Genomic DNA, 21,448 nt, shown 5'->3' with positions numbered 1-21,448 from the left:
GCACCTAGTCCTCGCGGCCGATCTCTACGTCCTCAAGCACGGCCAGCGCGTCGGGAACCAGGACCGCGGCCGAGTAGTAGGCGCTGACCAGGTAGGAGATGACGGCCTTCTCGTTGATGTTCATGAACCGGACCGACAGGCTCGGTTGGTACTCGTCGGGGATGCCGGTCTGGTGCAGCCCGATCACGCCCTGGTTCTCCTGCCCGGTGCGCATGAGCATGACCGAGCTGGTCCGCTGCGCGCTGATCGGGATCTTGTTGCACGGGAAGATCGGGACGCCCCGCCAGGCGGGCACCCGGTGGCCGCTCACCTCGGCGGCCTGCGGGTAGAGGCCGCGCTTGCTGCACTCCCTGCCGAAGGCGGCGATGGCCTGCGGGTGGGCCAGGAAGAACGCCGGCTCCTTCCACACCTTGGCCAGCAGGTCGTCCAGGTCGTCGGGGGTGGGCGGGCCGGTGCGGGTGCGGATGCGCTGGGCGAAGTCGGCGTTGTGCAGCAGCCCGAAGTCGCGGTTGTTGATCAGGTCGTGTTCCTGCCGCTCACGCAGCGCCTCGATGGTCAGCCTGAGCTGCTGCTCCAGCTGGTTCATCGGCTGGTTGTAGAGGTCGGAGACCCGGCTGTGGACGCGCAGGACGGTCTGCGCCACGCTCAGTTCGTACTCACGCGGGCTCAGCTCGTAGTCGACGAACGTGCCGGGCAGCGTCGCCTCGCCGCTGTGGCCGGAGGACATCTCGATCGCGGCCTCGCCGTGGTCGTTGCGCGCCCGGTCACCGCCCGCCTGCCACGCCTCCAGGTGGTCGCGCAGCCCCGGCGAGCGGTCCAGCAGCGCCTGGAAGTCCTCGCGGGAGAGCGTCAGCAAGGTGGTGGCGGTCCTGGCGCGGGCCGAGAACTCCCAGGTGCCGCCGGAGGTGAGCATCGAGTCGCCCAGATGGTCGCCGTCGGCCAGCACGCCGAGGTTCTGCTCGTCGCCGTAGGCGCCCTGGGCGACCCTGCCGACGCGGCCGTGGGCGATCAGCACGAGCTGGTCGACGGGCTCGCCCTCGCGGACGATCTCGTCGCCCGGCTCGACCTCGCGCTGGGCGAACCGGTACGCGAGCGCCTCCAGGACCTCGATGTCGTCGAAACCGCGCAGCATCGGCAGCTCGCACAGCTCGGCGGGGACCACCCGCACCTCGGCGCCGCTCGTGCTGAACGTGATCCGGCCGTCTCCGAGCGTGTACGTGAGCCGCCGGTTGACGCGGAAGACGCCGCCGGAGGTCTGCGTCCAGGGCAGGAGCTTGAGCAGCCACCGTGAGGTGATCTCCTGCATCTGCGGCGGGGTCTTCGTGGTCGTCGAGAGATTGCGCGCGGCCTCGGTGCTGAGGCTCAGCTGCTGGCCTGCCGCGGCGGAGTCGGTCGTCTCGGTCATTCGGGCACCACCCATCATGAGAAATTTACGGAGAGTGACGAAAAAGTACGTTGGGTAATCGTTCGTGGGCAGGGGTCAGCCCCGGCCGTGCTCTCGACATGGCCGGGGTCAGCTGTCGCGGTGGGCGAGCCGGGCCGCGAACAGGGTCAGCGCCGCCCGCGCGTCGGGCGCGACAGGGGCGGTGTCGAGCGCCTCCACGGCCTGCCGGACCCGTGCGTCGATCATCGACTCGACCTCGGCGAGCGCGCCCGTCTCCAGCAGGATGAGGCGCAGCTCCGCCGCCTGCTCCTCGCCCAGCGCGGGGTTGCCGTGCCAGGCGGCGAGGTAGGCGAGCTGCTGGGGCGTGGCCCGTGCCAGCGCGTGCGCGACCAGCACGGTGTGCTTGCCGTCGCGCAGGTCGTCGAGCGCCGACTTGCCGGTCTCGCCCGACGAGCCGAACGTGCCGAGCACGTCGTCGCGGAGCTGGAACGCCTCCCCGAGCGGCACCCCGAACCGGGTGTAGGCGCGCAGCAGGTCCGGCTCGGCCCCGGCCAGCGCGCCGCCGATCTGCAGCGGCCGCTCGACGGTGTATTTAGCCGTCTTGAACCTGATCGTGGTCAGCGCCTGCTCCACGCTCGCCCCGGCGCGCAGCTGGGCCAGCATGTCCAGATACTGGCCGCTGATCACCTCGGTGCGCATGGCGTCGAAGACGCGGTGCGCGGCCCGCAGCCGGACCGGGTCCACGTCGCACGACGACAACAGGGCATCCGACCAGGACAGGCTGAGCGTGCCCAGGAGGATCCCGCCCGCCTGCCCGAAGGCCTCCGCGCCAGGTCCTTCGTGCAGGCGGGCGAGGCTTTTGTGGATCGTCGCCTGCCCGCGGCGCAACTCGCTGCCGTCCATGATGTCGTCATGGATCAGCAGCCCCGCGTGGCAGAGCTCCAGCGCCGCGGCGGCGCTGATGATCTCGTCGCAGTCTTCGCCGCCGGCGCCCCGCCAGCCCCAGTAGCACAGCTGCGGCCTGATGCGCTTGCCCCCGCCCAGGATGAAGCCGACCAGCAACTCGTAGGCCGCCGCCACGTCGGGGTCGGCGACCGGGGGCCGCCAGCCCTCGAGGAACCCGGCCAGCCGGTCGTCGATGCGGGGCGCCAGCAAGTCGGGGGTGATGCTCACGGTCATCGGCCAGACTCCTTCAGGGCTGCTCTGTGCTACGAGTAGTTACTCACCGAATACGGAGTGTGTAAAGCGGGTTGAGGGACCCGAGTTTTCCAGGGATATCCAAGCCCTCCTCATGAACGTCCCTTGACCTGCGGTCCAGAGGGTCTAGGGGCGCGTATCCCGGGTATGCGGGCCTGGTCGATCGAGGGAGGCAGACCATGAGAGCCGTCACCTGGCACGGCAAGCGGGACGTACGCGTCGAAGAGGTGTCCGATCCGGAGATCAAGGAACCGACCGACGCCGTCATCAGGGTCACCAGCAGCGGCATCTGCGGCTCCGATCTCCACCTGTACGAGGTGCTCGGGCCGTTCCTGCAGGAGGGCGACATCCTCGGTCACGAGCCGATGGGCGTCGTGGAGGAGGTCGGCGCCCAGGTGACCGGGCTCAAGAAGGGCGACCGGGTGGTTATCCCGTTCAACATCGCCTGCGGCCACTGCCACATGTGCGGGCTGGAGCTCTACGCCCAGTGCGAGACCACCCAGGTCCGCGAGCACGGCATGGGCGCCGCGCTGTTCGGCTACACCAAGCTCTACGGCCAGGTGCCCGGCGGCCAGGCGGAGTACCTGCGGGTGCCGCAGGCGCAGTTCGGCCCGATCAGGGTGCCCGAAGGTCCGCCGGACGAGCGGTTCGTCTACCTGTCGGACGTGCTGCCCACCTCGTGGCAGGCCGTCGACTGGGCGGACATCCCCGACGGCGGCACCGTGGCCGTCTTCGGCCTGGGCCCCATCGGCCAGATGTGCGCCCGCATCGCCCGCCACCTGGGCCACCGGGTGATCGGCGTCGACGGGGTGCCCGAGCGCCTGGAGATGGCCCGCCGCCACGGCATCGAGACCGTCGACGCGAGCGACGTCACCGACGTGCCCGCCGCCATCCGCGACCTGACGTCCGGACGCGGCACCGACTCCGTGATCGACGCGGTCGGCATGGAGGCGCACGGCTCGCCCGCCGGCAAGCTCGCCCAGACGCTCACCGGCTTCCTGCCGGACAGGATGGCCGCGCCGCTCATGACCCACGCGGGCGTGGACCGGCTGGCCGCGCTCAACCAGTCCATCGAGAGCGTCCGGCGCGGCGGCACCATCTCGGTCATCGGCGTCTACGGCGGCATGGCCGATCCGATGCCGATGCTGCGCATGTTCGACAAGGGCATCACGCTGCGCATGGGCCAGGCGCACGTCAAGCGCTGGATCGGCGCGCTGATGCCGCTGCTCACCGACGACGGCGATCCGCTCGGCGTCATGGATCTCACCACGCACACCATGCCGCTCGACCAGGCGCCCGAAGCGTACGAGATGTTCCAGAAAAAGCGGGACGGTGCGATAAAGATCCTGCTCAAGCCGTGACTCCAGCGGTTTCGCCGCGCGAGAGGTGGGCAGCCACAGGCCCATGAGAGTCGTGGTGGTGGGGGCGACGGGGAATGTCGGGACCAGTGTGGTGCGAGCGCTGGAGGCGGACGAGAACGTGACGTCCGTCGTCGGCGTGGCCAGACGGCCTCCCGGCTCGCGCGGCGGCCCGACCGAGTGGCACAAGGCGGACGTGGTCCGCTCCGACCTGTCGCCCATCTTCGAGGGCGCCGACGTGGTCGTCCACCTGGCCTGGCTGTTCCAGCCGACCAGGGACGCCGTCGTCACCTGGAGGGCCAACGTGCTCGGCAGCACGCGGGTCTTCAGGGCGGCCGCGGAGGCGGGGGTCTCCGCTCTGGTGTACGCGTCCTCGGTGGGCGCGTACTCGCCCCGGCCGAAGGACGTGCCGGTGGACGAGAGCTGGCCCACCCACGGCTTCCCCGGCGCCGCGTACGGAAGGGAGAAGGCCTACGTCGAGCGGGTGCTCGACGTGTTCGAGAACGACAACCCGGGCATCCGGGTGGTGCGCATGCGGCCCGGGTTCATCTTCAAGCGCGAGGCGGCCTCCGAGCAGCGCAGGCTGTTCGCCGGGCCGTTCCTGCCGCGGCGGATGGTCAAGACGGGGCGCATCCCGTTCGTGCCCGACATCCCCGGGCTCAAGCTGCAGGTGCTGCACGCCGAGGACGCGGCCGAGGCCTACCGGCTGGCCGTCACCAAGCCGGTCAGCGGGGCCTTCAACATCGCCGCCGAGCCGGTGCTCGACCCGCGCACGCTGGCCGAGCTGCTCGGCGCCCGCGTCGTGCCGGTCTCCGGGCCGCTGGCCAGGGCCGCCGTGTCGGCCGGCTGGCACCTGCGGCTGGTGCCCGCCGCGCCGGGCCTGATGGAGCTGGCGCTCGCGATCCCGCTGATGAACGTCGACAGGGCCCGCGAGGTGCTCGGCTGGACGCCCCGGCACACCTCGGAGGACGCGATCCGTACCGCGCTGGAGGGCGTCCACGACGGCGCCGGCGGGGACACCGCCCCGCTCGCGCCCGACAGCATGCGCGGCCGCCTGCGTGAACTCGCCACGGGGGTCGGCGCCCGCGCCACCCCTGAAAGGTGAGAAACGCCACCGTCTCCGGCAAGGCAGTGTAAATCCCTGATGTCAGGGAAATGGGTGAACTACGCGAGGTCCGGAAGCGCGGCCTGGGTGTCATCGCGACACGGAGGAACCGCATGGATCTCGAACCCTCGATCGTGCCGGCCGGTCGGCAGCTCGGCGGCTCCCGCGCGCCCGCCCCGGGCTCACCATCGCCACCCGATCGAACGCGTACGAGCACCGCACGTATGACGCCTGCCTTCGAGTCCCGCGCGTCGGCGACACCAGGCAATCGCGAGGAGCCTGCCATGCGCACTCTTCTGGCCCAGCCCTTCACCGTCGAGGAGGTGGCCGAGCTGCGCCATGCCGTCGCGCGGCACGCGACGGGCTGCGGGCTGGTGAGCCCGCGCCTCGACGACTTCGTCCTGGCCGTGCACGAGAGCGTCATCAACGCCGTGGCGCACGCGGGCGGGAGCGGCCACGTCACGCTGTGGACGGTGGACGGGCTCCTGCGGGCGGAGACGGTCGACAGGGGATCGGGGATCCCCCGCGGCCGCCTGAACGGTCACAGCCTGCCGGGCGACTCGGCCTTCGACGGCCGGGGGCTCTACCTGATCCGCCGGTTGAGCGACGGCGTCATGTTCAGCACCGGTCCCCAGGGGACCCGGGTGGAGATCACCATGCGCCTGCCGGAGAACCGCGGGAGGCGGCTGTCACCCATGAGACGCGTCCGGGTGGCGGTCACCGGGCTGGGCCGCCATCCAGGCACCTTCGTCGCCTGAGTCCCCCGGACCGAGGCCCCGCCTGCCGTGACACAGCCCGCGCCTTCGGCGGGCGGGGTCCTCGCATAGGCTCGCAGGAGAGCCTGAGATCTGGGGAGCAGCGCGTGAGCGAGCGCAAACCGCCGGGGGTGCCCTTCGAGAACTGGGTCGACCGGCAGATCCGTGAGGCCATGGAGCGCGGGGAGTTCGACGATTTGCCGGGCGCCGGCAAGCCCATCCCCGGCCTCGACCGGCCGTACGACGAGATGTGGTGGATCAAGCAGAAGGTGCGCGCCGAGGGCCTGTCCATGCCGCTGCCGCCGACGCTCCAGCTGCGCAAGGACGCCGAGGAGGCGCTGCGCCTGGCCGAGGGGGCGCGCACCGAGGCCGAGCTGCGGCGGATCGTCGGGGAGATCAACGCCAGGATCCGCGAGGCGATCAGGACCGGCCTGTCGGGGCCTCCGCTCAACCTCGTGCCGTACGACGTCGAACGCCTCGTCGCGCGGTGGCGCGAGAGGCGTTCGAAGTGATCATGTGCTTTTGATATGTGGCTTTTGATACAGGGCCCAGGCCGGGGCTGCTCCGGCGGCCTGGGCCCTGTGCCGTGTGTCAGGACAGCGGCGGGTACGCGTTCCTGACGAGCTCTCTGAACTGGGCGGAGAACCACTGGCCGGAGATCGGCGCGTCAGCCAGGGCGCCGGTCAGGTTGTTGCCGTTGAGCTCGTTGCCCGTGTAGGTGGGGTCGCACATCCGGTCGAAGCGCTTGCCCTCGTCGTTCTGGATCTCCCTGCTCGCGCCGTCCGACTCGCCCGGAGGCTTGATCCAGACGTAGGCGTCGAAGCCCGCCGCCGGGGCGGCCTGCGGCCGCTCGCCGAGACCCGCGCCGCTCTGGTTGCACCAGTTGCCGGCGTGGATGCGGCGGTCGATCCTGGACTCGTTCACGAACGTGTTCACGTTGGTCGAGGTGCTCGCCGCGCCCGGGCGGGCGGTGCCGCCCCAGCCGTTGCGCGAGGTGTCGACCAGCATGCCCAGCCCCTGACGGAAGCCCTTGGCGATCAGGGCGTTGCGCAGGGCGGTGGCGAAGCTCGCCTCGTCGATGTACCAGTTCCAGTCCACCCAGGTGGACTGGCGGACCGAGGTGCCGTTGACCGTGGTGTTGATCGTGTAGTGCGGCTCCCTCAGGCCGGAGTAGTTGGCGGTGTTGACGATGAAGCCGTCCACGCTGTCCACGCCCGCGGCGGTGCCGGCCACGGTCTGGTAGAAGAGGTCGACCGCGGGCTGGAAGTTCGAGTCCCAGCCGAGCCAGGCGTGGTGGGCGGCGTCGACGTAGGTGTAGACGTTGGTGATCGCGTGCAGCTTGTCGAGCGCGTAGCGGACGCCGTCACGGTAGCCGCCGGGGCCGTCCGCCTCGCGGCAGTCGGCGAACTGGTCGGTGTTGGTGATCAGGTTCGGCAGCGAGTCGGGCTCGATGATCGTGACGATGCGCAGGTTGGCGTACTGCGAGTCGTCCAGGATGTCGGCGATCGGGTCGATGTACTCGGTCTTGTAGCGGTTGAAGCCGTTCTCGGAGATGCGCAGCTCGCCGTTGGAGGCCAGCGCCGAGCAGTCGCGGTTCGGCAGGTTGTAGATGACGACCTGGATGGTCAGCGGTGAGGCGCCGTTGGCGGCGTCCTGCCTGACCGCCTCGTCCAGGTGCTCGCGCAGGCTCATCGCGGTGGCGGAGCCGGCGATGGCGGCGGTCCGGTCCATCCAGACGGCGGTGGAGATGTTGGCCACCGCCGCGCCGCCGGGCTCGGCCGCGGCCTTGGCCGACCAGTCGGGGTTGACGTAGCCGGTCGCTCCCGCGTACGGGTTCTCGACGTGCGTCGGGTTGGTGCCGCCGTCGTCGTCCGCCTCGGTGGCGGTGACGGTGCGGGAGGTCAGGCCGGTGGAGGCCACGGTGAAGGTGCGGGTGCCCGCCGTGGTGTCGGAGTCCTGCGCCGCGGCCAGGGTCACGGTCTGCGGGGTGTTCCAGTTGTCCGGCGTGAAGGTGCGCGTGGCGCCGGCGGAGACGGTCAGGCTCGTGTCGCCGCTGCCGGCGGTCGTGGTGACGGTCACGTTCGCGGTGGGCCTGGCGGCCAGCCGGACGGTGAACGTGGCGGTGCCGCCTTCCGGCACGGTCACGGACGTGGGCGTGACGATCAGCGACTGCTCCTGCGTGGCGTCGTCGTCCACCTCGCTCGCGTTGACGCTCGCCGAGGTGACGCCGGTGCCGCCCACGGTGAAGACGGCGGTGCCGGAGACGGTGTCGGCGTCCTGCGCGGCGGCGAGCGTAACGGTCTGCGGGGTGTTCCAGTTGCTCGGGGTGAAGGTGAGCGAGGCGCCGGAGGAGACGGTCAGGTCGGTGTCACCGCTGGTCCTGGTGGTGCTCACGGTCACGTTGGAGGAGGGGGCGGACGAAAGGCGGGCGGTGAAGGTGGCGGTGCCGCCCTCGGCGACCGCGACCGAGCTGGCGGAGGTGATGACCGAGGGGGTCACGCCGCCGGGCCCGCCACAGGTGGTGCCGTTCACGGCGAACGACGTCGGGTTCGGGTTGGTGCCCGACCAGGTGCCGTTGAAGCCCACCGAGATGCTGGCGCCGGTGGCCAGGCTGCCGTTCCACGGCATGTTCCGGCCGGTCATGGTGGTGCCGGACTGGCTCCAGGAGGCGCCCCAGCCGTCGGGGGTGTAGCGCTGGGTGGTGGTCGGGAAGTCGAAGGTCAGCGTCCAGTTGCTGAGCGGGTCGCCGAGGTTCTTCAGCGTGATGCCGGCGGTGAAGCCGCCCTGACCCGGACTGGAGGTCCACGTGTTGGGGGTGTACACGACGTCGCAGGCGACCGCGGCGTGCGCCGCCGTGGTCTGCCCGGCGACCAGGCCGAAGGCCGCGACGAGGGTCGCGGTCGCGGTCACGGCCCATCTGCGCAGGCCGCGTGGGATCTTCACGAGTCATCAACTCCAGGGGGACAGAGGCTGACTGGGAGCGCTCCCAATGGTGCAACCGGTCCGCCAGGGTGTACAGCCGACGACACTCCGCGAGCCCCGTCACGCCGTCGCACGCTCGCCGAACGCCCCTTAACCGGCGTGAAACTTTCATGCCACGCCACCAGGTGAGAGGAAATACCGGCGTCACGCGGAGGGCATTTCGTTGACATCGCCTCCACGGCGCAACGCACAATCCCCATGGGAGCGCTCCCACCCCCTACTCCCATGGAGCAACCGTGATCCGTAGACCCCGTTCGATGCTCGCACGCCTGGCCAGGAGGCTCGCCGCACCCGCGGTCCTGGTCCTCGTGGCGGGCACCACCACCGTACTCGCCCAGGCGCCCGCCAGCGCGGCCGTCGCCTGCCAGGTGTCCTACACCTCCAACGACTGGAGCAGCGGCTCCAGCGGCGGCTTCACCGCGGCCATCACCATCGAGAACCGCGGCGACCCGCTCAGCAACTGGACGCTGACCTTCGACTTCCCGACCACCACCCAGCGCTACCAGCAGGGCTGGAGCGCCACCTGGAGCCAGTCCGGCACGCGGGTCACGGCGCAGAACATGCCGTGGAACGGCAACCTGGCCACCGGCGCCAGCACCTCCATCGGCTTCAACGGCACCTGGTCGGGCAGCAACCCGGCACCGACCTCGTTCGCGATCAACGGCACCACCTGCGGCGACACCGGGCCCGTCAACGACCCGCCCACGGTCTCGCTGACCTCGCCGAACGCCGGGCAGAGCTTCACCGCCCCGGCCACCGTGCCGATCGCCGCGACCGCCGCGGACGCCGACGGCACCGTCGCCAAGGTCGACTTCTACCAGGGCAGCACGCTGCTGGGCACCGACACCAGCGCGCCCTACACCTACAACTGGCAGAACGTGGCGGCCGGGAACTACTCGATCACCGCCAGGGCGACCGACGACGACGGTGACACCACCGTGTCGTCCCCGGTCGGGATCACCGTCACGTCGACCAACACACCGGCGCTCCTCGTCAGCCCGCTCAGCCTGGCCGTGCCCGAGTCGGGCGACGCCTCCTTCTCCGTCCGGCTCTCGGCACAGCCCTCCGGCAACGTGTCCGTGACCACCGCGCGGGTGAGCGGCGACACCGACCTGACCGTCGGCACCGGCGCGACCCGCACGTTCAGCACGTCGAACTGGAACACCGCGCAGACCGTGACGCTCAACGCCGCCGACGACGCGGACGACGTCAGCGGCTCGGCCGTGTTCCGGGTCAGCGCCAGCGGCTACGCCCCGGTCGAGGTCACCGCCACCGAGGTGGACGACGACGGGACCGGCGGCGACAACGAGTACATCCAGCGCTTCACCGAGATGTACAACGACCTGCACGACCCCGCCAACGGCTACTTCTCGCCCGAGGGCGTGCCGTACCACTCGGTGGAGACGTTCATGGTCGAGGCGCCCGACCACGGGCACGAGACCACGTCCGAGGCCTACAGCTACTACCTGTGGCTGGAGGCGGTCTACGGGCAGGTCACCGGTGACTGGACGAAGTTCAACGACGCCTGGGCCTCCATGGAGAGATACATCATCCCGGCCACCGCCGACCAGCCGACGAACTCGTTCTACGACCCGTCCAAGCCGGCCACGTACGCGGCCGAGCACACCAGCGTCAGCAACTACCCGTCGCAGATCGAGCAGGGCGTGAGCGTGGGCAGCGACCCGATCGCGGGCGAGCTGCAGAGCGCGTACGGCACCCGTGACATCTACGGCATGCACTGGCTGCTCGACGTCGACAACACCTACGGCTTCGGCCGCTGCGGCGACGGCACCACCAAGCCCGCCTACATCAACACCTACCAGCGCGGGGCCGAGGAGTCCGTGTTCGAGACCATCCCGCAGCCGTCGTGCGACACGTTCGAGCACGGCGGGCCCAACGGGTTCCTCGACCTGTTCATCAAGGACTCCTCCTACGCCAAGCAGTGGAAGTACACCAACGCCCCCGACGCCGACGCCCGCGCCGTGCAGGTGGCGTACTGGGCGCTGACCTGGGCCAAGGCGCAGGGCAAGGAGTCGCAGATCTCCGCCACCGTGGCCAAGGCCGCCAAGATGGGCGACTACCTGCGCTACTCGATGTACGACAAGTACTTCAAGCAGCCCGGGTGCACCAGCCCGTCCTGCCCGGCGGGCACCGGCAAGAACGCCGCCTCCTACCTGATGTCCTGGTACTACGCCTGGGGCGGCGCGACCGACGCCAACGCGGGCTGGGCCTGGCGGATCGGCTCCAGCCACAACCACGCCGGCTACCAGAACCCGTTCGCGGCCTGGGCCCTGTCGAACGTGGCCGAGCTGCGGCCGCGCAGCTCCACCGGCGCCAACGACTGGAGCACCAGCCTCACCAGGCAACTGCAGTTCTACACCTGGCTGCAGTCGGCCGAAGGCGGCATCGCGGGCGGCGCGACCAACAGCTGGGAAGGCGACTACGGCACCCCGCCGAGCAACCTGCCCAAGTTCCACGGCATGACCTACGACTGGCAGCCCGTCTACCACGACCCGCCGTCCAACCAGTGGTTCGGCTTCCAGGCCTGGACCATGGAGCGGGTGGCCGAGCTGTACAACGTGACCGGCAACGCCGACGCCAAGCGGCTGCTCGACAAGTGGGTCACCTGGGCGCTCGACAACACCACGGTCGGCAGCGGCGGCGACTACCAGATCCCGTCCACGCTGCGCTGGACCGGCGCGCCCGAGGGCAACTTCAACGCCACCACCGGCATGCCGCCGGCCAACCCGAACCTGCACGTCGAGGTCGTCAACCACACCCAGGACGTGGGCGTCGCCGGCTCCTACGCCAAGGTGCTCATGTACTACGCGGCCAGGGCGAACCACGCCGAGGCCCGTGACACGGCCAAGGCGCTGCTCGACGCCGTGTGGGAGAACCGCGACGACAAGGGCGTCTCGGTCGAGGAGACCAAGGCCGACTACCAGCGCGTCGACGACCCGGTCTACGTGCCGCCGGGCTGGACCGGCACCATGCCGAACGGCGACCCGATCAACTCCAACTCCACGTTCCTGTCGATCAGGTCCTTCTACGAGGACGACCCCGACTGGCCCGAGGTCCAGGCGTACCTGGACGGCACCGGGCCGGTGCCCACGTTCAACTACCACAGGTTCTGGGCGCAGGTCGACGTGGCCGTGGCCCTGGCCGAATACGGGCGGCTCTTCCCATGATCAGCCGCACCCTCCGGAGGGCCGCCGCCGTCGCGGCGGCGGCCCTCGCCCTCCCGCTCCTCGCCGTACCGGGCGCCCAAGCTTCGGCGGCCCCGGCGTTCGCGTACGGCGAGGCCCTGCAGAAGTCGCTCTGGTTCTACGAGGCCCAGCAGTCGGGCGAGCTGCCCGACTGGAACCGGGTCGGATGGCGGGGCGACTCCGCGACGGACGACGGCGCCGACGTCGGACGCGACCTGACCGGCGGCTGGTACGACGCCGGCGACCACGTCAAGTTCGGCTTCCCGATGGCGTTCTCCGCCACCATGCTGGCCTGGGGCGCGGTCGAGTACCGCGACGCCTACCAGGACTCCGGCCAGCTCACCCACCTGCTGAACAACCTGCGGTGGGTCAACGACTACTTCATCAAGGCCCACCCGTCGCCGAACGTCCTGTACGGCCAGGTCGGCAACGGCGGCACCGACCATGCCTGGTGGGGCCCGGCCGAGGCGATGTCCATGGCGCGTCCCTCGTACAAGATCGACGCGTCGTGCGGCGGGTCGGACCTGGCGGGCGAGACGGCGGCGGCGATGGCCGCCGCGTCGATCGTCTTCCGGCCGACCGACCCCGGCTACGCCGACACGCTGGTCACCCACGCCAGGCAGCTCTACACCTTCGCCGACACCGTGAGAAAGGAGTACAGCGACTGCATCACAGACGCCCAGAGCTACTACAACTCCTGGAGCGGATACACCGATGAGCTGGTCTGGGGCGCGATCTGGCTGTACAGGGCAACGCAGGACTCGACCTTCCTGACCAAGGCCGAGTCGCTCTACGACAGCCTGGGCACCGAGCCCCAGACCTCCATCAAGTCGTACAAGTGGACCATCGCCTGGGACGACAAGTCCTACGGCACCTACGTGCTGCTGCACAAGCTGACCGGCAAGCAGAAGTACCTCGACGACGCCAACCGCTGGCTCGACTGGTGGACGGTCGGGGTGAACGGCTCCCGGGTGGCGTACTCGCCCGGCGGCCAGGCCGTGCTGGACCGGTGGGGGTCGCTGCGGTACGCGGCCAACACCGCCTTCGCGGCGCTCGTGCACAGCGACTCGATCACCGACGCCACCCGTAAGGCCCGCTACCACGACTTCGCGGTACGGCAGATCGGCTACGCGCTCGGCGACAACCCCCGCAACTCGTCCTACGTGATCGGGTTCGGGAACAACCCGCCCAAGAACCCGCACCACCGCACCGCGCACGGCTCGTGGACGGACCAGCTCTCCTCCCCGGTGGAGACCCGCCACACCCTGTACGGAGCGCTCGTCGGCGGGCCGCCCGACCCCAACGACGCCTACACCGACAAGCGTGACGACTACGTGATGAACGAGGTCGCCACCGACTACAACGCGGGCTTCACCAGCGCGCTCGCCCGGCTCTACCGCGAGTACGGCGGGCCGCCGGCGGCGGGCTTCCCCACCGAGGAGACGCCCGACGGGCCGGAGATCTTCGTGGAGGCCGGGGTCAACGCCACCGGCGCGAACTTCACCGAGATCAAGGCCATCATCCGCAACCGGTCGGCCTGGCCCGCCCGGGTCCTGGACGACGGGTCGTTCCGCTACTACTTCACCCTCGACGGCGCGACCACGGCCTCGCAGATCACCGTGTCGTCCGCGTACACCCAGTGCGCGGCCCCGACGCTGCACGCGGCCGGCGGCAGCACGTACTACGTGTCCGTCGACTGCTCCGGCCAGCGCATCGCCCCGGCGGGACAGTCGCAGCACCGCAGGGAGATCCAGTTCCGCATCGCCAGCTCCGGCACGTGGGACCCGGCCAACGACTGGTCCTACCGCGGCGTGACCACCACGCCGGGCGCGACGCCGGTACGGGTCGACAACATCACCCTCTACAGCGGCGGCACCAAGATCTGGGGCCAGCCGCCAGGACCCGAGGAGGAGGACGACACCCCGCCCGGCAGGCCGGGCACCCCGGCGGCTTCCGCGATCACCGGCTCCACCGCCAGGCTGACGTGGAGCGCCGCCACCGACAACGTGGGCGTCAGCGGTTATGACGTCTACCTGGAAGGGGAGAAGGCGGGAACCGCGACGGGCACGACCTTCGACCTGACCGGGCTCACGCCCGGCACCGGCTACACCGCGTACGTCGTCGCCAGGGACGCGGCCGGCAACACCTCTCCGCCGTCCGGCAGCGTCACGTTCACCACCACCGACGAACCGGCCCCGACCGGCGGCTGCACCGCCGCGTTCAAGGTCGTCAACTCGTGGAGCGGCGGCTACCAGGGCGAGGTCACGGTGAAGAACGCCGGCACCTCGCGGATCACCGGCTGGGCCGTCTCCTGGACCGGCTCCGGCGCCATCACCCAGATCTGGGGCGGCAGGCACACCGCGTCGGGCTCGACCGTCACCGTGCGGAACGAGACCTGGAACGGCTCCCTGGCCCCCGGAGGCACCACCACGTTCGGCTTCCTGGCCAACGGCGGCGGTGTCGTACCCGACCCCATCACCTGCACCACTGAGGGCAGCACATGAGATCACGCCTCGCCGCCCTGGCGGCGCTCATCCTCCTCCCGGTCGCCCTGATCAGCCAACCGGCGCACGCCGCCGTCGGCATCCACGTCAGCGGCGCGAACATCGTCGAAAGCGGCGGACAGAACCTGATCTTCCGCGGCACCAGCCACGCCCACACCTGGTACACCAGCCAGACCCAGTCCTTCCGCGACATCAAGTCGCTCGGCGCCAACGCCGTGCGCGTGGTGCTCAGCGGCGGCCGGTGGACCCCCAACAACACCGCCGACGTGGCCAACGTCGTCTCCCTGTGCAAGCAGAACAAGCTGATCTGCGTCCTGGAGAACCACGACACCACCGGGTACGGCGAGCAGAGCGGCGCCTACACCCTCGACCAGGCCGCCGACTACTGGATCAGCGTCAAGTCCGCCCTGGTGGGCCAGGAGGACTACGTCGTCGTCAACATCGGCAACGAGCCCATCGGCAACAACGCCGTCACCCCGGGCTGGGCCGCCGCCACCTCGGCCGCGATCCAGAAGCTGCGGACCAACGGCTTCGACCACGCGCTCATGGTCGACGCCCCCAACTGGGGCCAGGACTGGCAGTTCGGCATGCGCGACAACGCCAGGACCGTCTTCGACAGCGACCCCGACCGCAACGTGATCTTCTCGATCCACATGTACGGGGTCTTCGACACGGCCGCGGAGATCACCGCCTACATGGACGCGTTCAGGACCGCCGGGCTGCCGCTGGTCGTGGGCGAGTTCGGGCACAACCACTCCGACGGCAACCCCGACGAGGACACGATCATGGCCCAGGCCGTGAGCCGCGGCCTCGGCTACTTCGGCTGGTCGTGGAGCGGCAACGGCGGCGGCGTCGAGTACCTCGACCAGGTCACCAACTTCGACGTCACCCAGCTCACCTCCTGGGGCCAGCGGCTCTTCAACGGGACCAACGGCATCAGGGCGACCTCCCGCGAGGCCGCGATCTACGGCGGCGGCGGCCCGGTCGACACCACCCCGCCGTCCACCCCCGGCACCCCGTCGGCGTCGAACGTGACCGCCACCGGCGCCCGCCTGACCTGGACCGCCTCCACCGACAACGTGGGCGTCACCGGCTACGACGTCTACCGCTCGGGCGGCACGCTCCTCGGCCAGACGGCCACCAACGCGATCACGCTCTCCGGCCTCACCCCGTCCACCGCCTACCAGGTGTACGTGCGGGCCAGGGACGCGGCGGGCAACCAGTCCGGCTCGTCCCCGAACGCCTCGTTCACCACCCAGCCCGGCAGCTCGGGCGGCGGCTGCTCGGTGGCTCCCACCGTGCAGAGCCAGTGGGGCGACGGGTACGTCGTCCAGGCCGGCGTCACCAACACCGGCACCTCGGCCGTGACGGGGTGGACGGTGACGTTCACGCTGCCCGCAGGCCACCAGATCACCGGCTCCTGGAACGCCACGGTGTCCGTCAGCGGCCAGACCGTGACCGCCAGGAACGCCGGCTACAACGGCAACCTCGGCCCCGGCGGCAGCACCAGCTTCGGCTTCCAGGCCGGTCGGCCCGGCGGCCAGACGAGCGTGCCGTCCGGCTACACCTGCGCCACCTGACCACCCCGTTCCCCGCCCGAGGAGGTGAGGCCCCACCCCGATGAAGTGAACCGCCCCTGCGAACCATCCCGCCCGGATGGCGCGAACGCGGCCGGCCCAGAAGAGAGTCCTCCCCACTCCCCGCCGGCCGCGTTCGCGTGCGGGCCACCGCCTCCCGCGGTGCCCGCCCGCTCCTTCTCGCAGTGCTCGTTCCTACTTGGCCTGCTCGAACCTCGCCCGCGCGGCTTCCAGCGCCTCGTCGTCGCCGAAGTCGGCGAACGCCTCCTCGTGCAGGCGCTCCGGGATCAGCTCCCTGACCCGCTGCGGGTAACCGGTGCCCGCCATGGGCACCTGTACCTCCGCGTGGTGGCCGAAGTGCACCGCGAGCGGCCCGGCGGCCCGTACGGACGTCTTCCAGTCCGTGCCGGGGCCGGTGATCGCGCACATGTGCCGGGCGTACACCCACTCCACCTCGGTCACGCTCCGCGCGTCCTCGGGGGACACGCCGAACGGCTCGACAGCGCAGATGATCTTCCCGGCGTCCTCTTCGAAGTGGTGCCCGTGGTGGAGGTGCTCCTCCTGCGAGGCGCTCTCCAGCAGCACCGTCACGCGGGCGGTGAGCTCCTCGGACAGGTCCTGCGGCAGGTCGCCCTGCCGCAGGACCGCGAAGAGCGACGTACCCGCGATGGCGGCCACGACCACGGCGGCGACGGCAAGGAAGCCGCGCCGCCGGGCCGGGGGTGTTCGCACGTCCTCCAGCATCAGCCTGCCTCTACGGGCTCGTGCAGGTCAGCGTCGGGACGGGGCTGGGCACGCTGCCCGTGGCGTTGAAGCCGAACGTGGTCGAGGCGTTCGGCGCCAGTTGCCCGTTGTACGACACGTTCTTGGCCACCACGTTGGGCGGTTGCCCGGTCAGCGTGGCGTTCCACGGCGCTCCGGCGAAGCCCTGGCCACCGGAGTACGTCCAGGACACCGTCCAGCCGTTGAGCGGGGTGGTGCCGGTGTTGCGGACGGTCACCTCGCCCTGGAAGTGGCCGGCCCAGCCGGTGTCGGTGGCGCGCAAGGTGGCCTGGCAGTCCGCGTCGGGGTCCGGGGTCGGCGTGTCCGACGGGCCGGGGCCCGGGCCGGGAGAGCTGCCGCCCGGGCCGACACCGGTGACCTCGCCGTTGCCGCCGTCGAAGACGACGTCCGAGCAGCTGTAGAAGTTCTCGTTGCTGTCGGAGCGCTTCCAGTGGATGAACAGGATGTGGTCGCCGCTCTTGCCGGCGGGGAGCGTGGAGTTCCAGTAGTAGTAGTTGAGCCCGCCCACGCCGCCCGACTGCGGCGGGTTGCTCACGGTGCCGAACTTCTCCAGGTCGGCCCAGCGCAGCGGACCGTTCGCGTTCCACCCGTTCTTGGTGATGTACAGGTCGAACGAGCCCGGGTGGGCCGCCCAGTTGCTGTGCCGGATCTGGATGTTGGCGCCTGACGTCAGGTGGGTCTTCGGCCAGTCGTTGCGCACCGCGTTGTAGGCGCTGAAGTCGTACGGCCCGCCGGTGCCGCCGCTGCAGATCTGGCCGTCGGGGATGAACCCGCTGGTCCGGCCCGCGCCGTCGGAGCGCAGCACGGCGAACCAGTTGTAGAGCGGGGTGGTGCCGCTCTGGGCGACGGCCGCGTCACAGGCGGGGTTGTACGGGTCGATCGCGCCGTTGTCCCGCAGGCCGTCCTGCCAGCACAGGAAGGTGCGGCTGCCGGGGAACATGGTGACGCCGTGGGCCTGGGCCGACTGGGGGATGACGAAGGCGGTGACGATCATGACTAACGCCGCAGCGGCCGCCAGTGCCGCCGAACGCATGACTCTCATGAAGAAGATTCCTTTGCTCGCATGACAGAGGAACCCACCACGACCCGCCCGCCCGGCAGCTTTCGCGTGGTCGCATTACAACATGTCCGGACTTCGTTCGACAACATCGAGTGAAACTTTCAGCCCGTACCGCCGCCGCTTTCCCCTGGTGGAACACCCTGCCGCCGCCCGCGCGCACCGGGTCGGGGTTGCCCTGGCCGCCGCGGGCTCGTGATCCTGACGGCCATGAGACGCGTGCACATCCCCCTGGCCCTCGCGGTCCTGCTGGCCGCGTTCGCGTTCGCCGTCCCCGCGCACGCCGCGCCGGTCATCTGCGAGAAGTACGGCTCGGCTCAAATCCAGAACGGCCGCTACATCGTGCAGAACAACGTGTGGGGCGCGAGCACGGCCCAGTGCATCGACGTCAACCAGAACGGCGGCTTCACCGTCACCCAGGCGGCGCACAACAACGCCACCAACGGCGCGCCCGCCGCCTACCCGTCCATCTACGCCGGGTGCCACTACGCCGCCTGCACCACCGGCAGCGGCCTGCCCGTGCGGGCGGACGCGAGCGGGTTCCGCAACCTGCGCTCCAGCGTCAGCATGAGCTATCCGGGCAGCGGCACCTGGAACGCCGCCTACGACCTGTGGTTCGACCCCACCCCGCGGACCGACGGGCAGAACACCGGCGCCGAGCTGATGATCTGGCTGAACCACCGGGGCTCCATCCAGCCGATCGGCTCCCGCGTCGGCACCGCCAACCTGGCAGGCGGCACCTGGGACGTGTGGTTCGGCAACGTCGGATGGAACGTCATCTCCTACGTCCGCACCTCGCCGACCAGCTCGATCGACTTCGCCGTCGACACGTTCTTCTCCGACGTCGTCGCCCGCGGCTACGGCCAGCGCTCCTGGTATCTGACCAGCGTGCAGGCCGGGTTCGAGCCCTGGGTGGGCGGCGCGGGGCTGGCCGTCAACTCCTTCGCCGTGACCACCTCGGGCGGCCAGGACCCGCAGCCGGGCGGCTCCTGCCAGGCCACCGCCACCACCCAGGGCCAGTGGGCCACCGGGTACGTCGTCCAGCCCGTCACGGTCGTGAACCGCGGCTCCTCGCCGATCTCCGGCTGGCGGGTCACCTTCACCCTGCCGGCCGGCCACGCCATCACCGGCTCCTGGGGCGCCCAGTTCTCCACCAGCGGCCAGACGGTGACCGTCACGAACTTCCCCTACAACGGCAACCTCGCCCCGGGCGCGAGCACCACCTTCGGCTTCCAGGCCGCCAAGCCCAGCGGGAGCTCCGCCCTGCCGTCCGGCTACACGTGCGCCTGATCAGGGTGAGCGGCGGGCGGCGGTGATCTCGTTGAGGCTGATCTCCAGCTGGGTGCGGCAGGCGGGGGCGAGCCGGCCCTCGCGCTCCCGGTCGGCCAGCTTCCGGCGCAGGCCGGCCAGGAGCGAGTCCTCCTGCCCCGGGGACACCAGCGCCCCCCGCAGCACCTGCTTGAGATCCAGCGCCACGTCACCGCCGAGCGCGCCGCACACGTCGGAGCCCTCCAGCGTGGCGTGGAAGCCGTCGACCGCCTGCCGGACCGTCCGCCCCTCGGCCGGGGAGCGCTCCATCGACGGCATCGAAGCGGACGGCATCGACGTGGACGGCAGCGACGCCACGGGCGAGGCCGGCGGCGACGCCGTCACCCCGGGGGGCATCGCGTCCCGGGGCAGCTCCATCAGCGCCACCAGCGACAGCGCGAGCACCCCCGCTCCCGCCACGGCCAGGCCGCGCCGCAGCCGCTTGGGCAGGCTGAGCGCGGCCGTCAGCGCCGCCGCGACCTCCGCCGCCTCCGGGCGGCGGGCCGGCTCAGGGTCGAGGCACCGCTGGCAGAGCAGCGCGATCGCGTGCGGCGCGCCCGGCGGGCGCGGCGGCGGGTACGGGCGGCGCGCCGTCTCCAGCTGCTCCCACGTGGTCTCCGGGTACGGGGTACGCCCCTCGATCATGGTGAACAGCAGCACGCCCAGCGCGTACACGTCCACGGCCGGATGGGTCGGCGCCCCCGCCAGCCGCTCGGGCGCCACGTACGGCGGCGTGCCCCGCTCGTCGTCGGGGTCGCCCGCCCAGGCGGCGATGCCGAAGTCGAGCAGCTTCAGCCCGTCGCCGGTGAGCAGCACGTTCTCGGCCGTGACGTCCCGGTGCACGAGCCCGCGGGCGTGCCCGGCGGCCAGCACGCGGGCGGTCCGCATGGCGACGGCCGCCGCCTCCGCCCACGGCAGCGGCCCCCTCTCCAGGCGCTCGGCCAGCGGCACCCCGTCGAGCAGCGGCATCACGACGAAGGCCGCGACCTCCCCGCTGGTGGTCACGGCCTCGCCGTAGTCGTAGATCTCGATGGCGTCCGGATGGATGAACCGGGCCGCGGCCCGTGCCTCGCTCCGCGCTCTCACCCGGTCGCCGAGGCCCGTCTGCAGGGACGAGCACTGCACCTTGACCGCCACCATGCGGTGCAGCGACTGGTCGAAGGCGCGCCAGATGACGGACATGCCGCCCCGGGCCAGCGGGTCCAGGAGCAGGTACCTGCGGGCCAGGATGTCGCCGGGTTCATGCCGAGTCACGGATGACCAGTTCTGTCGGGAGAATCGGATCGATCCCTGTCGTTCCGGACAGTAGCAACCTGGTCGCGATGGTGGCCACCTCCTCGACAGGCTGGCGTACGGTCGTGAGCGCGGGGTTGGTGTGCCGGGCGACCGGGGCGTCGTCGAACCCGATCACCGCCACGTCGGCCGGCACCCTGCGGCCGGCCCTGCGCAGCGCCTGCATCGCCCCGGCGGCCATCAGGTCGGAGGCGGCGAAGACCGCGTCCAGGCCGGGTGCGTGGCGCAGCAGCCACTGCATGGCGTGGGTGCCCGAGGCGGCGGTGAAGTCCCCGTACGCGACGGGCACCTCGGCCACGCCCGCCTCCCGCAACGTCTTGACCAGGCCGTCGAGCCGGTCCCTGGCGGCGGGCAGCGAGGGCGGGCCGCCGATGGCGGCCACCGACTTGCGGCCGGTGAGCAGGAAGTGCTCGGCGGCCTGGCGCCCGCCGTCGTAGTTGTCGACGTCGGCGAACGGCAGTTTCAGGTCATGCGGCGGCCGGCCGATGTTGCGCACGGTGATGCCGGAGGTGCAGAGCTTGATGGCGAGGGGGTGCCGCTCCCTGGCGCCGACGAGCAGCACCGCGCCGGACAGCGTGGGCAGGACGGACGAGGTCGGGTTGACCGTGGTGATGGTCAGATGGGTGCCGTTCTCGGCGACGACGGCCCCGCTGGCGGACAACAGCCGGGCATAGTACGGTTCGGAGAATAATCGCGGCAGATGGTCGCAGATGACCGCGGTGATTCCCGTCACCGGGTTTCTGGAGACCGATCCTCTGGGCGCCCGCTGCCGCACGTATCCCATCCGGGAGACGGCTTCGTAGACCTGGCGACGGGTCGACGTGCTGACCCGGACCGAGCCGGTGAGCACGCGGGAGGCGGTGGCGGGGGAGACCCCGGCGGCCGCCGCCACCTGGGCCAGTGTGGGCTGCTCGGACATGATCGACACCTCGCGCCGAA

15 protein-coding genes are annotated in these 21,448 nt (G+C 70.9%); 8 read left to right on the top strand and 7 right to left on the bottom strand.

The features are described 5' to 3' along the window. Positions 1-4 precede the first annotated feature (4 nt). Together ACIBF7_RS02285 and ACIBF7_RS02280 are read right to left on the bottom strand one after the other, a co-directional pair. Entirely contained in the window at positions 5-1,405 is a 1,401-nt protein-coding gene (locus ACIBF7_RS02285; RefSeq protein ID WP_148035565.1) for a family 2B encapsulin nanocompartment shell protein, read from the bottom strand. Between the two features lie 108 nt (positions 1,406-1,513). Further along, entirely contained in the window at positions 1,514-2,563 is a 1,050-nt protein-coding gene (locus tag ACIBF7_RS02280) for a polyprenyl synthetase family protein (protein ID WP_219542783.1), read from the bottom strand. Positions 2,564-2,760: 197 nt separating this feature from the next. Between ACIBF7_RS02280 and ACIBF7_RS02275 the strand changes: the two genes are divergently transcribed. The 4 genes from ACIBF7_RS02275 to ACIBF7_RS02260 all read left to right on the top strand — a co-directional run bounded on the left by ACIBF7_RS02275 (position 2,761) and on the right by ACIBF7_RS02260 (position 6,311). Further along, positions 2,761-3,942, top strand: a complete 1,182-nt coding sequence (locus tag ACIBF7_RS02275; protein ID WP_148035563.1) for a zinc-dependent alcohol dehydrogenase — start codon at positions 2,761-2,763, stop codon at positions 3,940-3,942. Positions 3,943-3,985: 43 nt separating this feature from the next. Next, positions 3,986-5,044, top strand: coding sequence for an NAD-dependent epimerase/dehydratase family protein (locus tag ACIBF7_RS02270; RefSeq protein WP_271275990.1), 1,059 nt, complete (start codon positions 3,986-3,988; stop codon positions 5,042-5,044). A 284-nt stretch (positions 5,045-5,328) separates the two neighbouring features. Next, complete coding sequence (locus ACIBF7_RS02265; RefSeq protein WP_219542786.1) at positions 5,329-5,802, top strand: ATP-binding protein; 474 nt, start codon at positions 5,329-5,331, stop codon at positions 5,800-5,802. Between the two features lie 104 nt (positions 5,803-5,906). Continuing rightward, positions 5,907-6,311, top strand: a complete 405-nt coding sequence (locus ACIBF7_RS02260) for a DUF1992 domain-containing protein (protein ID WP_271275991.1) — start codon at positions 5,907-5,909, stop codon at positions 6,309-6,311. Positions 6,312-6,390: 79 nt separating this feature from the next. On the opposite strand, the gene ACIBF7_RS02255 is transcribed toward ACIBF7_RS02260, so the two are convergent. Beyond that, entirely contained in the window at positions 6,391-8,742 is a 2,352-nt protein-coding gene (locus ACIBF7_RS02255; RefSeq protein WP_271275992.1) for a glycoside hydrolase family 6 protein, read from the bottom strand. Positions 8,743-9,038: 296 nt separating this feature from the next. Here ACIBF7_RS02255 and ACIBF7_RS02250 point away from each other — a divergent pair, with 296 nt between their 5' ends. From ACIBF7_RS02250 to ACIBF7_RS02240, 3 genes are read left to right on the top strand one after another with little or no spacing between them, the layout of a single operon-like run. Then, positions 9,039-11,969 (top strand): glycoside hydrolase family 48 protein, encoded by a 2,931-nt coding sequence (locus tag ACIBF7_RS02250; RefSeq protein ID WP_397196703.1) that lies wholly within the window; start codon positions 9,039-9,041, stop codon positions 11,967-11,969. Then, positions 11,966-14,491, top strand: coding sequence for a glycoside hydrolase family 9 protein (locus ACIBF7_RS02245; protein WP_397196173.1), 2,526 nt, complete (start codon positions 11,966-11,968; stop codon positions 14,489-14,491). The genes ACIBF7_RS02250 and ACIBF7_RS02245 overlap by 4 nt, the downstream gene beginning before the upstream one ends. Next, a complete protein-coding gene (locus ACIBF7_RS02240; RefSeq protein WP_397196172.1) occupies positions 14,488-16,071 on the top strand; it encodes a cellulase family glycosylhydrolase in 1,584 nt (527 codons plus the stop codon). The genes ACIBF7_RS02245 and ACIBF7_RS02240 overlap by 4 nt, the downstream gene beginning before the upstream one ends. Positions 16,072-16,263: 192 nt before the next feature. Here ACIBF7_RS02240 and ACIBF7_RS02235 read toward each other — a convergent pair whose 3' ends face one another. Together ACIBF7_RS02235 and ACIBF7_RS02230 are read right to left on the bottom strand one after the other, a co-directional pair. After that, positions 16,264-16,800, bottom strand: coding sequence for a hypothetical protein (locus tag ACIBF7_RS02235; RefSeq protein WP_148035557.1), 537 nt, complete (start codon positions 16,798-16,800; stop codon positions 16,264-16,266). 22 nt (positions 16,801-16,822) lie between these two features. Then, positions 16,823-17,893, bottom strand: coding sequence for a lytic polysaccharide monooxygenase (locus ACIBF7_RS02230; RefSeq protein ID WP_219542788.1), 1,071 nt, complete (start codon positions 17,891-17,893; stop codon positions 16,823-16,825). Positions 17,894-18,118: 225 nt separating this feature from the next. On the opposite strand from ACIBF7_RS02230, the gene ACIBF7_RS02225 reads away from it, so the two are divergent. Next, entirely contained in the window at positions 18,119-19,198 is a 1,080-nt protein-coding gene (locus ACIBF7_RS02225) for a cellulose binding domain-containing protein (RefSeq protein ID WP_397196171.1), read from the top strand. On the opposite strand, the gene ACIBF7_RS02220 is transcribed toward ACIBF7_RS02225, so the two are convergent. After that, a complete protein-coding gene (locus tag ACIBF7_RS02220; protein ID WP_148035554.1) occupies positions 19,199-20,470 on the bottom strand; it encodes a serine/threonine-protein kinase in 1,272 nt (423 codons plus the stop codon). Beyond that, on the bottom strand, positions 20,457-21,428 hold the full coding sequence (locus ACIBF7_RS02215) for a LacI family DNA-binding transcriptional regulator (protein ID WP_148035553.1): 972 nt from the start codon (positions 21,426-21,428) through the stop codon (positions 20,457-20,459). Before ACIBF7_RS02215 ends, ACIBF7_RS02220 begins: the two co-directional genes overlap by 14 nt. Positions 21,429-21,448 lie beyond the last annotated feature (20 nt).

The sequence above is a fragment of the Nonomuraea sp. NPDC050478 genome (genome assembly GCF_044458265.1).
In the GTDB taxonomy this organism is placed as follows: domain Bacteria; phylum Actinomycetota; class Actinomycetes; order Streptosporangiales; family Streptosporangiaceae; genus Nonomuraea; species Nonomuraea ferruginea.
Note: the sequence above shows the minus strand (reverse complement) of the source record. Positions and strands in the feature narration are given on the sequence as shown.